The 12,077-nt window shown below is 66.4% G+C and carries 22 protein-coding genes; all 22 read left to right on the forward strand.

Annotated features, from left to right (window positions below):
• Nucleotides 1-5 precede the first annotated feature (5 nt).
• The gene (gene rplP, locus ACFYWG_RS16465) at nt 6-425 is read left to right on the forward strand and encodes a 50S ribosomal protein L16 (RefSeq protein WP_004984526.1); all 420 of its coding nucleotides are present in this window, start codon (nt 6-8) and stop codon (nt 423-425) included.
• A complete protein-coding gene (gene rpmC, locus ACFYWG_RS16470) occupies nt 425-649 on the forward strand; it encodes a 50S ribosomal protein L29 (protein ID WP_010036720.1) in 225 nt (74 codons plus the stop codon). Before rplP ends, rpmC begins: the two co-directional genes overlap by 1 nt.
• The gene (rpsQ, locus tag ACFYWG_RS16475) at nt 649-936 is read left to right on the forward strand and encodes a 30S ribosomal protein S17 (RefSeq protein WP_010036717.1); all 288 of its coding nucleotides are present in this window, start codon (nt 649-651) and stop codon (nt 934-936) included. Before rpmC ends, rpsQ begins: the two co-directional genes overlap by 1 nt.
• Before the next feature lie 102 nt (nt 937-1,038).
• Nucleotides 1,039-1,407 carry a 50S ribosomal protein L14 gene (gene rplN / locus ACFYWG_RS16480; RefSeq protein WP_003998823.1) on the forward strand — a complete coding sequence of 123 codons (369 nt, stop codon included), beginning with the start codon at nt 1,039-1,041 and terminating at the stop codon, nt 1,405-1,407.
• A 2-nt stretch (nt 1,408-1,409) separates the two neighbouring features.
• Nucleotides 1,410-1,733, forward strand: coding sequence for a 50S ribosomal protein L24 (rplX, locus tag ACFYWG_RS16485; protein ID WP_003992365.1), 324 nt, complete (start codon nt 1,410-1,412; stop codon nt 1,731-1,733).
• Nucleotides 1,733-2,290: a 50S ribosomal protein L5 gene (gene rplE, locus ACFYWG_RS16490; protein WP_333932834.1), complete on the forward strand. Its 558-nt coding sequence runs from the start codon at nt 1,733-1,735 to the stop codon at nt 2,288-2,290. Before rplX ends, rplE begins: the two co-directional genes overlap by 1 nt.
• A gap of 5 nt (nt 2,291-2,295) precedes the next feature.
• Nucleotides 2,296-2,481 (forward strand): type Z 30S ribosomal protein S14, encoded by a 186-nt coding sequence (locus ACFYWG_RS16495; RefSeq protein WP_003956452.1) that lies wholly within the window; start codon nt 2,296-2,298, stop codon nt 2,479-2,481.
• Nucleotides 2,482-2,694: 213 nt separating this feature from the next.
• Nucleotides 2,695-3,093, forward strand: a complete 399-nt coding sequence (gene rpsH / locus ACFYWG_RS16500; protein ID WP_015658459.1) for a 30S ribosomal protein S8 — start codon at nt 2,695-2,697, stop codon at nt 3,091-3,093.
• A gap of 24 nt (nt 3,094-3,117) precedes the next feature.
• Nucleotides 3,118-3,657 (forward strand): 50S ribosomal protein L6, encoded by a 540-nt coding sequence (gene rplF / locus ACFYWG_RS16505; RefSeq protein WP_383500906.1) that lies wholly within the window; start codon nt 3,118-3,120, stop codon nt 3,655-3,657.
• 3 nt (nt 3,658-3,660) lie between these two features.
• Nucleotides 3,661-4,044: a 50S ribosomal protein L18 gene (gene rplR / locus ACFYWG_RS16510; RefSeq protein ID WP_010036704.1), complete on the forward strand. Its 384-nt coding sequence runs from the start codon at nt 3,661-3,663 to the stop codon at nt 4,042-4,044.
• Between the two features lie 43 nt (nt 4,045-4,087).
• A complete protein-coding gene (gene rpsE, locus ACFYWG_RS16515) occupies nt 4,088-4,693 on the forward strand; it encodes a 30S ribosomal protein S5 (RefSeq protein ID WP_030860989.1) in 606 nt (201 codons plus the stop codon).
• A gap of 2 nt (nt 4,694-4,695) precedes the next feature.
• Nucleotides 4,696-4,878: a 50S ribosomal protein L30 gene (rpmD, locus tag ACFYWG_RS16520; RefSeq protein WP_003974250.1), complete on the forward strand. Its 183-nt coding sequence runs from the start codon at nt 4,696-4,698 to the stop codon at nt 4,876-4,878.
• 2 nt (nt 4,879-4,880) lie between these two features.
• The gene (gene rplO, locus ACFYWG_RS16525; RefSeq protein WP_030233862.1) at nt 4,881-5,336 is read left to right on the forward strand and encodes a 50S ribosomal protein L15; all 456 of its coding nucleotides are present in this window, start codon (nt 4,881-4,883) and stop codon (nt 5,334-5,336) included.
• 235 nt (nt 5,337-5,571) lie between these two features.
• Nucleotides 5,572-6,885, forward strand: a complete 1,314-nt coding sequence (gene secY, locus ACFYWG_RS16530) for a preprotein translocase subunit SecY (RefSeq protein ID WP_376329267.1) — start codon at nt 5,572-5,574, stop codon at nt 6,883-6,885.
• The gene (locus ACFYWG_RS16535; protein WP_376329270.1) at nt 6,885-7,547 is read left to right on the forward strand and encodes an adenylate kinase; all 663 of its coding nucleotides are present in this window, start codon (nt 6,885-6,887) and stop codon (nt 7,545-7,547) included. The genes secY and ACFYWG_RS16535 overlap by 1 nt, the downstream gene beginning before the upstream one ends.
• Before the next feature lie 132 nt (nt 7,548-7,679).
• Nucleotides 7,680-8,516: a type I methionyl aminopeptidase gene (gene map, locus ACFYWG_RS16540; RefSeq protein WP_376329273.1), complete on the forward strand. Its 837-nt coding sequence runs from the start codon at nt 7,680-7,682 to the stop codon at nt 8,514-8,516.
• A 241-nt stretch (nt 8,517-8,757) separates the two neighbouring features.
• Nucleotides 8,758-8,979 (forward strand): translation initiation factor IF-1, encoded by a 222-nt coding sequence (infA, locus tag ACFYWG_RS16545; RefSeq protein ID WP_003948620.1) that lies wholly within the window; start codon nt 8,758-8,760, stop codon nt 8,977-8,979.
• A 68-nt stretch (nt 8,980-9,047) separates the two neighbouring features.
• Nucleotides 9,048-9,161 carry a 50S ribosomal protein L36 gene (rpmJ, locus tag ACFYWG_RS16550; RefSeq protein ID WP_003974245.1) on the forward strand — a complete coding sequence of 38 codons (114 nt, stop codon included), beginning with the start codon at nt 9,048-9,050 and terminating at the stop codon, nt 9,159-9,161.
• Nucleotides 9,162-9,354: 193 nt separating this feature from the next.
• The gene (rpsM, locus tag ACFYWG_RS16555) at nt 9,355-9,735 is read left to right on the forward strand and encodes a 30S ribosomal protein S13 (protein WP_004984507.1); all 381 of its coding nucleotides are present in this window, start codon (nt 9,355-9,357) and stop codon (nt 9,733-9,735) included.
• 64 nt (nt 9,736-9,799) lie between these two features.
• Nucleotides 9,800-10,204 (forward strand): 30S ribosomal protein S11, encoded by a 405-nt coding sequence (rpsK, locus tag ACFYWG_RS16560; protein WP_003956432.1) that lies wholly within the window; start codon nt 9,800-9,802, stop codon nt 10,202-10,204.
• A gap of 151 nt (nt 10,205-10,355) precedes the next feature.
• Nucleotides 10,356-11,378, forward strand: coding sequence for a DNA-directed RNA polymerase subunit alpha (locus ACFYWG_RS16565; protein ID WP_003966937.1), 1,023 nt, complete (start codon nt 10,356-10,358; stop codon nt 11,376-11,378).
• 164 nt (nt 11,379-11,542) lie between these two features.
• Entirely contained in the window at nt 11,543-12,034 is a 492-nt protein-coding gene (gene rplQ / locus ACFYWG_RS16570; RefSeq protein WP_376329276.1) for a 50S ribosomal protein L17, read from the forward strand.
• Nucleotides 12,035-12,077: the final 43 nt, after the last annotated feature.

Raw genomic sequence — 12,077 nt, forward strand, 5'->3', positions numbered from 1 at the left:
CCGTCATGCTGATCCCCCGTAGGGTCAAGCACCGCAAGCAGCACCACCCCAAGCGCAACGGCATGTCCAAGGGTGGCACGCAGGTTGCGTTCGGCGAGTACGGCATCCAGGCGCTGACCCCGGCGTACGTGACGAACCGTCAGATCGAGGCCGCTCGTATCGCCATGACGCGTCACATCAAGCGTGGTGGCAAGGTCTGGATCAACATCTACCCGGACCGCCCCCTCACCAAGAAGCCGGCCGAGACCCGCATGGGTTCCGGTAAGGGTTCCCCGGAGTGGTGGGTGGCCAACGTCAAGCCCGGACGCGTGATGTTCGAGCTGTCGTACCCCAACGAGAAGATCGCGCGCGAGGCCCTGACCCGTGCGGCTCACAAGCTGCCGATGAAGTGCAAGATCGTCAAGCGCGAGGCAGGTGAAGCGTGATGTCGGCCGGTACCAAGGCGTCGGAGCTGCGCGAGCTGGGCAACGAGGAGCTTCTCAACAAGCTCCGCGAGGCCAAGGAAGAGCTGTTCAACCTCCGCTTCCAGGCGGCGACGGGTCAGCTCGAGAACCACGGTCGGCTCAAGGCCGTCCGCAAGGACATCGCGCGGATCTACACCCTGATGCGTGAGCGCGAGCTGGGCATCGAGACGGTGGAGAGCGCCTGATGAGCGAGAGCAACGTGACTGAAGAGACCAAGACGGACCGCGGTTTCCGCAAGACCCGTGAGGGTCTGGTCGTCAGCGACAAGATGGACAAGACCGTCGTCGTCGCCGTCGAGGACCGCGTCAAGCACGCGCTGTACGGCAAGGTCATCCGTCGTACGAACAAGCTCAAGGCCCACGACGAGCAGAACGCCGCGGGTGTCGGCGACCGCGTCCTCCTCATGGAGACCCGGCCGCTGTCCGCGACCAAGCGCTGGCGCGTCGTCGAGATCCTCGAGAAGGCCAAGTAATCCCTCCTAGGGGGACCCCCTAGGCATCGTTCCGCCAGGCTCGGGGCGGGTGTGCAAGTTGCGCGCCCGCCCCGGGAACCGGCAGACAATCAGGAGATAGACGTGATCCAGCAGGAGTCGCGACTGCGTGTCGCCGACAACACTGGTGCGAAGGAGATCCTTTGCATCCGTGTGCTCGGTGGCTCCGGTCGCCGCTACGCGGGTATCGGTGACGTCATCGTCGCCACCGTCAAGGACGCGATCCCCGGTGGCAACGTGAAGAAGGGTGACGTCGTCAAGGCGGTCATCGTTCGCACCGTCAAGGAGCGCCGCCGTCCGGACGGCTCGTACATCCGCTTCGACGAGAACGCCGCCGTCATTCTGAAGAACGACGGCGACCCTCGTGGCACCCGTATCTTCGGCCCGGTCGGCCGTGAGCTGCGCGAGAAGAAGTTCATGAAGATCATCTCCCTCGCGCCGGAGGTGCTGTGAGCATGAAGATCAAGAAGGGCGACCTGGTCCAGGTCATCACCGGTAAGGACAAGGGCAAGCAGGGCAAGGTCATCGCGGCCTTCCCCCGCGAGGACCGCGTCCTGGTCGAGGGTGTCAACCGGGTCAAGAAGCACACCAAGGCCGGTCCGACGGCTCGCGGTTCGCAGGCCGGCGGCATCGTCACCACCGAGGCGCCGATCCACGTCTCCAACGTCCAGCTGGTCGTGGAGAAGGACGGCAACAAGGTCGTGACCCGCGTCGGTTACCGCTTCGACGACGAGGGCAACAAGATCCGCGTTGCCAAGCGGACGGGTGAGGACATCTGATGGCTACCACCACCACTCCGCGTCTGAAGCAGAAGTACCGTGAGGAGATCACGGGCAAGCTGCGTGACGAGTTCAAGTACGAGAACGTCATGCAGATCCCCGGTCTCGTCAAGATCGTGGTCAACATGGGTGTGGGCGACGCCGCCCGCGACTCCAAGCTGATCGAGGGCGCCATCAAGGACCTCACCACGATCACCGGTCAGAAGCCGGCCGTCACCAAGGCCCGCAAGTCCATCGCGCAGTTCAAGCTGCGTGAGGGCCAGCCGATCGGTGCCCACGTCACGCTTCGTGGCGACCGCATGTGGGAGTTCCTGGACCGCACCCTGTCGCTCGCGCTGCCGCGCATCCGCGACTTCCGCGGCCTGTCCCCCAAGCAGTTCGACGGCCGTGGCAACTACACCTTCGGTCTCACGGAGCAGGTCATGTTCCACGAGATCGACCAGGACAAGATCGACCGCACCCGGGGTATGGACATCACCGTGGTGACCACGGCGACCAACGACGCTGAGGGCCGCGCGCTCCTTCGTCACCTCGGCTTCCCCTTCAAGGAGGCGTGAGCGAGATGGCGAAGAAGGCTCTGATCGCGAAGGCTGCCCGCAAGCCCAAGTTCGGCGTGCGCGCGTACACCCGCTGCCAGCGCTGCGGTCGTCCGCACTCCGTGTACCGCAAGTTCGGCCTGTGCCGCGTGTGCCTTCGTGAGATGGCTCACCGTGGCGAGCTGCCGGGCGTGACCAAGAGCTCCTGGTAATCCCCCCAATCAGGGATTAGCAGGACTCTCGGTAAGCAACCGGGGCGGCAGGACGCCCAGCCCGCATGCCTTAGGCTTGTGGGGTTGGGCGTCTGCCGCCGCCCTTACGACTTACTACGCCGTAGGTCCACCGCGCCGCACCCGTCCCGTCTCGGATCGGGGAGAGGGATGGCGCACCAGGAAACCCCGGCGAGAGAGGCCGAAGGCCAATTCATGACCATGACTGATCCGATCGCAGACATGCTTACGCGTCTGCGGAACGCGAACTCGGCATACCACGACACCGTGGCGATGCCGCACTCGAAGATCAAGTCGCACATCGCGGAGATCCTCCAGCAGGAGGGCTTCATCACGGGCTGGAAGGTCGAGGACGCCGAGGTCGGCAAGAACCTCGTCCTGGAGCTGAAGTTCGGCCCCAACCGTGAGCGCTCCATCGCGGGCATCAAGCGGATCTCCAAGCCCGGTCTCCGGGTGTACGCGAAGTCCACCAACCTGCCCAAGGTGCTGGGCGGCCTCGGCGTGGCCATCATCTCCACGTCGCACGGGCTCCTCACCGACAAGCAGGCCGGCAAGAAGGGCGTGGGTGGGGAAGTCCTCGCCTACGTCTGGTAGCGGAAGGGAACGGAGGAAACAGCTATGTCGCGCATTGGCAAGCTCCCCATCACGGTTCCCGCCGGCGTGGACGTCACCATCGACGGCCGTACGGTCTCGGTCAAGGGCCCCAAGGGCTCGCTGACCCACACCGTTGTCGCGCCGATCGACATCGCCAAGGGTGAGGACGGCGTTCTCAACGTCACCCGCCCCAACGACGAGCGTCAGAGCAAGGCCCTCCACGGCCTGTCCCGCACGCTGGTGGCGAACATGATCACCGGCGTGACCCAGGGTTACGTGAAGAAGCTCGAGATCAGCGGTGTCGGTTACCGCGTGACGGCCAAGGGTTCGAACCTCGAGTTCGCGCTCGGCTACAGCCACCCGATCACCGTCGAGGCGCCCGAGGGCATCACCTTCAAGGTGGAGACCCCGACCCGTTTCTCGGTCGAGGGCATCGACAAGCAGAAGGTCGGCGAGGTTGCGGCCAACATCCGCAAGCTGCGCAAGCCTGACCCGTACAAGGCCAAGGGCGTCAAGTACGAGGGCGAAGTCATCCGCCGCAAGGTCGGAAAGGCGGGTAAGTAAGCCATGGCATACGGGCAGAAGATCCTGAAGGGCGACGCCTACAAGCGCGCCGCGATCAAGCGCCGTCACATCCGGATCCGCAAGCGGATCAACGGTACGGCGGAGCGTCCCCGTCTGGTCGTGACCCGCTCCAACCGCCACATCGTGGCGCAGGTGATCGACGACCTGAAGGGCCACACCCTGGCGTCGGCGTCCACCCTGGACAGCTCGATCCGCGGTGGCGAGGGCGACAAGTCCGCGCAGGCCAAGCAGGTCGGCGCCCTGGTCGCCGAGCGTGCCAAGGCCGCCGGTGTCGAGGCCGTCGTGTTCGACCGTGGTGGTAACCAGTACGCGGGGCGCATCGCCGCCCTGGCGGACGCCGCCCGCGAGGCCGGACTCAAGTTCTGAGTCCTGGTTCCGTAGCTAGCGGAGACAGAGAGAGGTAATTCCAATGGCTGGACCCCAGCGCCGCGGTGGCGGTGCCGGTGGCGGCGAGCGGCGGGACCGGAAGGGCCGTGACGGCGGCGCAGCTGCCGCCGAGAAGACCGCGTACGTTGAGCGCGTCGTCGCGATCAACCGCGTCGCCAAGGTTGTGAAGGGTGGTCGTCGCTTCAGCTTCACCGCGCTGGTCGTGGTGGGCGACGGTGACGGCACCGTGGGTGTCGGATACGGCAAGGCCAAGGAGGTGCCGGCCGCCATCGCCAAGGGCGTTGAGGAGGCCAAGAAGCACTTCTTCAAGGTCCCCCGCATCCAGGGCACCATCCCGCACCCCATCCAGGGTGAGAAGGCTGCCGGCGTCGTGCTGCTCAAGCCCGCGTCGCCCGGTACCGGTGTGATCGCCGGTGGTCCGGTGCGTGCCGTGCTCGAGTGCGCCGGTATCCACGACGTGCTGTCGAAGTCGCTCGGCTCCGACAACGCGATCAACATCGTGCACGCGACCGTGGCGGCCCTCAAGGGCCTGCAGCGTCCCGAGGAGATCGCGGCCCGCCGTGGTCTGCCCCTGGAGGACGTCGCCCCCGCGGCTCTGCTGCGTGCGCGTGCCGGGGCGGGTGTGTGATCATGGCGCAGCTCAAGATCACGCAGGTCAAGTCCTACATCGGCAGCAAGCAGAACCACCGTGACACCCTGCGCTCCCTTGGTCTCAAGGGCATCAACACGCAGGTCGTCAAGGAGGACCGCCCCGAGTTCCGCGGCATGGTGCACACCGTCCGCCACCTCGTGACGGTCGAGGAGGTCGACTGATCATGGCGGAGCAGAACCCGCTCAAGATCCACAACCTCCGTCCCGCCCCGGGCGCCAAGACCGCCAAGACCCGTGTCGGTCGTGGTGAGGCGTCGAAGGGTAAGACGGCCGGTCGTGGTACCAAGGGCACGAAGGCCCGTTACCAGGTTCCGGAGCGCTTCGAGGGTGGCCAGATGCCCCTCCACATGCGTCTCCCGAAGCTGAAGGGCTTCAAGAACCCGTTCAAGACCGAGTACCAGGTCGTGAACCTCGACAAGCTGGCCGCGCTGTACCCCGAGGGTGGCGAGGTCACCGTCGAGGGTCTGGTCGCCAAGGGTGCCGTTCGCAAGAACGCGCTCGTCAAGGTGCTCGGCCAGGGCGAGGTCTCCGTGGCGCTGCAGGTGACGGTCGACGCCGTCTCCGGCTCCGCCAAGGAGAAGATCACCGCCGCCGGCGGTACCGTCACCGAGCTCGTCTGAACTCCACAGGCGTCTCGATGACCTGAACGATCCCGACCGGGGATACCCCACATATGGGGTATCCCCGGTTGGTCGTTCCAAGGGCGGCAGTCCCGCCGGTAAGGTGGCCTGCACTGCCCTCTTCACACGGGGTGCTGCACTTCCGGCACTCCGAGCGGCAGTTGACCGTTACCTATTCGTCGAACCTCAAGACCGTCACCCTTGACGCAGTTGCGCGGGGGTCGCAGGAGGCACCGTGCTCACCGCGTTCGCCCGGGCGTTCAAGACGCCCGACCTGCGCAAGAAGCTGCTCTTCACGCTCGGCATCATCGTGGTCTACCGGGTCGGTACGCACATCCCGATCCCAGGCGTCGACTACCGGAACGTCCAGACCTGTATCGACAACGCCGAGGCCAACCAGGGTCTCTTCGGGCTTGTCAACATGTTCAGCGGCGGCGCGCTGCTGCAGATCACGATCTTCGCCCTGGGCATCATGCCGTACATCACGGCGAGCATCATCCTGCAGCTGCTGACCGTGGTGATCCCGCGCCTGGAAGCCCTCAAGAAGGAGGGCCAGGCCGGTACGGCGAAGATCACGCAGTACACGCGCTATCTGACGATCGCCCTCGCCGTCCTGCAGGGCACCGGCCTCGTCGCCACCGCCCGCAGCGGCGCCCTGTTCTCGGGCTGCCCCGTGGCCAGCCAGATCGTCCCGGACCAGTCGGTCTTCGTCACCATCACCATGGTCATCACGATGACGGCCGGTACGGCCACCGTGATGTGGCTCGGTGAGCTCATCACCGACCGCGGCATCGGCAACGGCATGTCGATCCTCATGTTCATCTCGATCGCCGCCACCTTCCCGTCCGCCCTGTGGGCCATCAAGCAGGAGGGCTCGCTGGCCGGCGGCTGGATCGAGTTCGCGACCGTCATCCTGGTCGGCCTCGTCGTGATCGCCCTGGTGGTCTTCGTCGAGCAGGCCCAGCGCCGCATCCCCGTCCAGTACGCGAAGCGCATGATCGGCCGCCGGTCCTACGGCGGCACCTCGACGTACATTCCGCTGAAGGTCAACCAGGCCGGCATCATCCCTGTGATCTTCGCCTCGTCGCTGCTCTACATCCCGGCGCTGATCGCGCAGTTCGCCGGAGGAAGCTCCGACTGGAAGGTCTGGATCGAGAAGAACCTCGCGCTGCCGGACGCTCCGATGCACATGGTTCTCTACTTCCTTCTGATCATCTTCTTCGCGTTCTTCTACGTGGCCATCTCGTTCAACCCCGAGGAAGTCGCGGACAACATGAAGAAGTATGGTGGCTTCATCCCGGGCATCCGGGCTGGCCGACCGACCGCTGAGTACCTGTCCTACGTGCTCAACCGGATCACCTGGCCGGGTTCGCTGTACTTGGGACTGATCGCTCTCGTGCCGACGATGGCGTTGGCCGGTTTCGGGGCAAACCAGAACTTCCCCTTCGGCGGGACCAGCATCCTGATCATCGTGGGTGTCGGACTCGAGACGGTGAAGCAGATCGAGAGCCAGCTCCAGCAGCGCAATTACGAAGGGTTCCTCCGCTGATGCGAATCGTCCTCGTCGGGCCGCCGGGTGCCGGTAAGGGAACGCAGGCCGCGTTCCTGGCCAAGAACCTGTCGATCCCGCACATCTCCACGGGCGACCTGTTCCGCGCCAACATCAGCCGGCAGACGGAGCTCGGCAAGCTGGCGAAGTCCTACATGGACGCGGGCAATCTCGTCCCCGACGAGGTCACCATCGCGATGGCGAAGGACCGCATGGAGCAGCCGGACGCCGAGAACGGCTTCCTGCTGGACGGCTTCCCGCGCAACGTCTCGCAGGCCGAGGCGCTCGACGAGCTGCTCGAGCGCGAGAGCATGCAGCTCGACGCGGTGCTCGACCTCGAGGTCCCCGAGGACGAGGTCGTCAAGCGGATCGCCGGCCGGCGCATCTGCCGCAACGACTCCTCGCACGTCTTCCACGTGACGTACAAGCAGCCGGCCAAGGACGGCGTCTGCGACGTCTGCGGCGGCGAGCTGTACCAGCGCGACGACGACTCCGAGGAGACGGTCCGCACGCGCCTGGAGGTCTACCACACGCAGACCGAGCCGATCATCGACTACTACAAGGCCCAGGGCCTGGTGGTCACGATCTCCGCGCTCGGCAAGGTGGAGGACGTCACCGCGCGCGCCATGGAGGCGCTCAAGCGTGGCGAGGGCGACCAGTAGGTCGTTCCCGCGCAGCCACGGCCGCGGTTCCCCCCAGGGAGCCGCGGCCGCTGCGTGAGCGGGCCGGTCGCGCGGCCCCGTATCGTTGAAGGCGTCCGACAGCCGCCGTAGGTCCAGAAAGGCCCAGCCCCCATGGTGCAGATCAAGAGCCCCGAGCAGATCGCCAAGATGCGTGAGGCGGGGCTGGTCGTCGCCGCCATCCACGCGGCGACCCGTGAGGCCGCCGTGCCGGGGGCCACCACCAAGGATCTGGACCAGGTCGCCCGCAAGGTCCTCGCCGAGCACAACGCCAAGCCGAACTTCCTCGGCTACGGCGGTTTCCCGGCGACCATCTGCACCTCGGTGAACGAGGTCGTCGTCCACGGCATCCCGTCCGACGACGTGGTGCTCAAGGACGGGGACGTCATCTCCATCGACTGCGGCGCGATCATCGACGGCTGGCACGGCGACGCCGCCTTCACGGCCTTCGTGGGCTCCGGCCACTCCCCGGAGCTGATCGAGCTCTCCCGGGTGACGGAGGAGTCGATGTGGGCCGGCATCGCGGCCATGAAGCAGGGCAACCGGCTGGTCGACATCTCCCGTGCCATCGAGACGTACATCCGCCGCCAGCCCAAGCCGGGCGGCGGCAAGTACGGGATCATCGAGGATTACGGCGGCCACGGCATCGGCACCGAGATGCACATGGACCCGCACCTGCTGAACTACGTCGACCGGCGGCGCGGCAAGGGCCCGAAGCTGGTGCCCGGCTTCTGCCTCGCGATCGAGCCGATGGTGTCCCTGGGGACGCCGCGGACGGAGGTCCTCCAGGACGACTGGACCGTCATCACGACGGACGGTACGTGGTCGTCCCACTGGGAGCACTCGGTGGCGCTGACGGAGGAGGGGCCGCTCGTGCTGACGTCTCCCGACGGGGGCAAGGCCAAGCTCGCCGAGCTGGGGATCACCGCGGCGCCCGATCCGCTGGCCTGAGCGCAGCCCCCCGGGGTGGACGGCCCGGTCGCCGTCGGCCGGCTGCGGATGCGACGTGGTCGTTCGCGCACTTCCCCGCGCCCCTGAAGGGGCGCTTAAAGAGCTGTCCGGTGGGGCAGACTCTCTCGATTCGTGTTTCCGAGGGGCCTGACGTAGACTGACTCGTCGGCTCTTGTGTACCCGCATGTCCTCATGCGCTCCGCACGGAGTCGATCAAGGTAGTCGATTCGAAGGGCGAAGCGTGGCCAAGAAGCAAGGTGCCATCGAGATCGAGGGCACTGTCGTCGAGTCTCTTCCGAACGCCATGTTCAAGGTCGAGCTCCAGAACGGCCACCAGGTCCTGGCACACATCAGCGGCAAGATGCGCATGCACTACATCCGCATCCTCCCTGACGACCGGGTCGTGGTGGAGCTGTCTCCGTACGACCTCACGCGTGGCCGGATCGTCTACCGCTACAAGTAGATCTTGCCTGTGCCCCGCCGCCCCCGGGCGACGGGACCGCCGGCACTGACCCGGAGAACCTCACACCCATGAAGGTCAAGCCGAGCGTCAAGAAGATCTGCGACAAGTGCAGGGTGATCCGCCGTCACGGCCGGGTCATGGTCATCTGCGACAACCCGCGCCACAAGCAGCGCCAGGGCTGACGCACGACCGATCCCTCTGCATTCCTCGCAGAGATTCGCGCGACGCAAGCTGAATATGTTCATACGCAGGGCCCAGGCGGACCAGTTCCGTCTGACACCCCCGGTCGGAGGCCGGGGACCCAGTTCGTACCTAGTACGGCGGCTGGGAGCCGGTTCCTGCGGAAGACCTCCGTCAAGTAACTGGAGCCATTGAATGGCACGCGTTTCCGGTGTTGACATCCCGCGCGAAAAGCGCGTGGAGATCGCCCTCACCTACGTGTTCGGCATCGGCCGGACCCTCTCGCAGCAGACGCTGGCCGCCACCGGCGTCGACCCGAACACCCGCGTTCGCGACCTCTCCGAGGAGCAGCTCGTCGCGATCCGCGAGTACGTCGACAACAACATCAAGACCGAGGGTGACCTCCGTCGCGAGATCCAGGCCGACATCCGCCGCAAGGTCGAGATCGGCACCTACCAGGGTCTGCGTCACCGTCGTGGTCTGCCCGTCCGCGGTCAGCGCACCAGCACCAACGCGCGTACCCGCAAGGGCCCGCGTCGCGCCATCGCCGGCAAGAAGAAGCCGGGCAAGAAGTAGTCCACAGCGGACGCCTGTCCACGGTCTTCGCTGTAGGACCGACCACCTCCCGTAGGAGTTATAGATGCCCCCCAAGGGTCGTCAGGGCGCTGCCAAGAAGGTGCGCCGCAAGGAAAAGAAGAACGTCGCTCACGGCCACGCGCACATCAAGAGCACGTTCAACAACACGATCGTCTCGATCACGGACCCGTCCGGCAACGTGATCTCCTGGGCCTCCGCCGGCCACGTCGGCTTCAAGGGCTCCCGGAAGTCCACGCCGTTCGCCGCGCAGATGGCCGCCGAGTCGGCTGCCCGCCGCGCCCAGGAGCACGGCATGCGCAAGGTCGACGTGTTCGTGAAGGGCCCGGGTTCCGGTCGTGAGACCGCGATCCGCTCCCTGCAGGCCACGGGCCTCGAGGTCGGCTCCATCCAGGACGTCACCCCGACCCCGCACAACGGCTGCCGTCCGCCGAAGCGCCGCCGCGTCTGACGCGTCGCCTTCGGGTTCACGGTTTCCGGGCGGTACGGCTCCGTAAAAGGGCCGTATCGCCCGTACCCTTGCAGTACCCGCACTTTTCCCGGTGCGGTCTCCGTCGGGCGTCATATAGCGGGCGTCCACGAAAGAAGGATCTGATCCACACATGCTGATCGCTCAGCGTCCCTCGTTGACCGAAGAGGTCGTCGACGAGTTCCGCTCCCGGTTCGTGATCGAGCCGCTGGAGCCGGGCTTCGGTTACACCCTCGGCAACTCCCTGCGCCGGACCCTCCTGTCCTCGATCCCGGGTGCGGCGGTCACGTCCATCCGCATCGACGGCGTGCTGCACGAGTTCACCACCGTGCCGGGCGTCAAGGAGGACGTCACCGACCTGATCCTCAACATCAAGCAGCTGGTCGTCTCCTCGGAGCACGACGAGCCGGTCGTGATGTACCTGCGCAAGCAGGGCCCGGGTCTGGTCACCGCCGCCGACATCGCGCCCCCGGCCGGTGTCGAGGTGCACAACCCCGACCTCGTCCTCGCCACGCTCAACGGCAAGGGCAAGCTGGAGATGGAGCTCACGGTCGAGCGCGGCCGCGGCTACGTCTCCGCCGTGCAGAACAAGCAGGTCGGCCAGGAGATCGGCCGGATCCCGGTCGACTCGATCTACTCGCCGGTGCTCAAGGTCACGTACAAGGTCGAGGCCACGCGTGTCGAGCAGCGGACCGACTTCGACAAGCTGATCGTCGACGTCGAGACCAAGCAGGCCATGCGCCCGCGTGACGCCATGGCGTCGGCCGGCAAGACCCTGGTCGAGCTGTTCGGTCTCGCCCGCGAGCTGAACATCGACGCCGAGGGCATCGACATGGGCCCGTCCCCCACGGACGCCGCCCTGGCCGCCGACCTGGCGCTGCCGATCGAGGAGCTGGAGCTCACCGTTCGGTCGTACAACTGCCTCAAGCGCGAGGGCATCCACTCCGTGGGTGAGCTCGTCGCCCGCTCCGAGGCGGACCTGCTGGACATCCGCAACTTCGGTGCGAAGTCCATCGACGAGGTCAAGGCGAAGCTGGCCGGCATGGGCCTGGCCCTCAAGGACAGCCCGCCCGGATTCGACCCGACCGCCGCCGCCGACGCCTTCGGCGCCGACGACGACGCGGACGCCGGGTTCGTGGAGACCGAGCAGTACTGATCGGTTTTCGGGTGCGGGTGCGCTGCGGCTTGTCGCGCAGTTCCCCGCGCCCCTTCCGGGAGCGCCCCTTCGGGGCGGCTCCCGGATCTCTGACAGGCAACCGTCTGCTCAGATACTGACCCCGGTACCTGACACGGCCGGGGCAGACACCTAGGAGAAACACCATGCCGAAGCCCACCAAGGGTGCCCGTCTGGGCGGCAGCGCCGCGCACGAGAAGCTGATGCTCGCGAACCTCGCGAAGTCGCTCTTCGAGCACGGTCGGATCACCACCACCGAGGCGAAGGCCCGTCGTCTGCGGCCGTACGCCGAGCGTCTGGTCACCAAGGCGAAGAAGGGCGACCTTCACAACCGCCGTCAGGTGCTCCAGGTCATCACGGACAAGAGCATCGTCCACACGCTCTTCACCGAGATCGGCCCGCGCTACGAGAACCGTCCGGGTGGCTACACCCGCATCACCAAGATCGGTAACCGCCGTGGCGACAACGCGCCCATGGCCGTCATCGAGCTGGTCGAGGGTCTGACGGTGGCGCAGGAGGCGACCGGCGAGGCCGAGGCCGCCACCAAGCGTGCCGCGAAGGACAACGAGGCTGCCGAGGCCCAGGTCGACACGACCAAGGCCGACGAGGCTCCCGCCGAGGAGTCCAAGGACGCGTAAGCGTCTGCCGGGGCTGTGCGTCGGCGGCTGCGGCTTCGTCGTG

This window comes from Streptomyces sp. NPDC003456 (genome assembly GCF_042878735.1).
Lineage (GTDB): Bacteria > Actinomycetota > Actinomycetes > Streptomycetales > Streptomycetaceae > Streptomyces.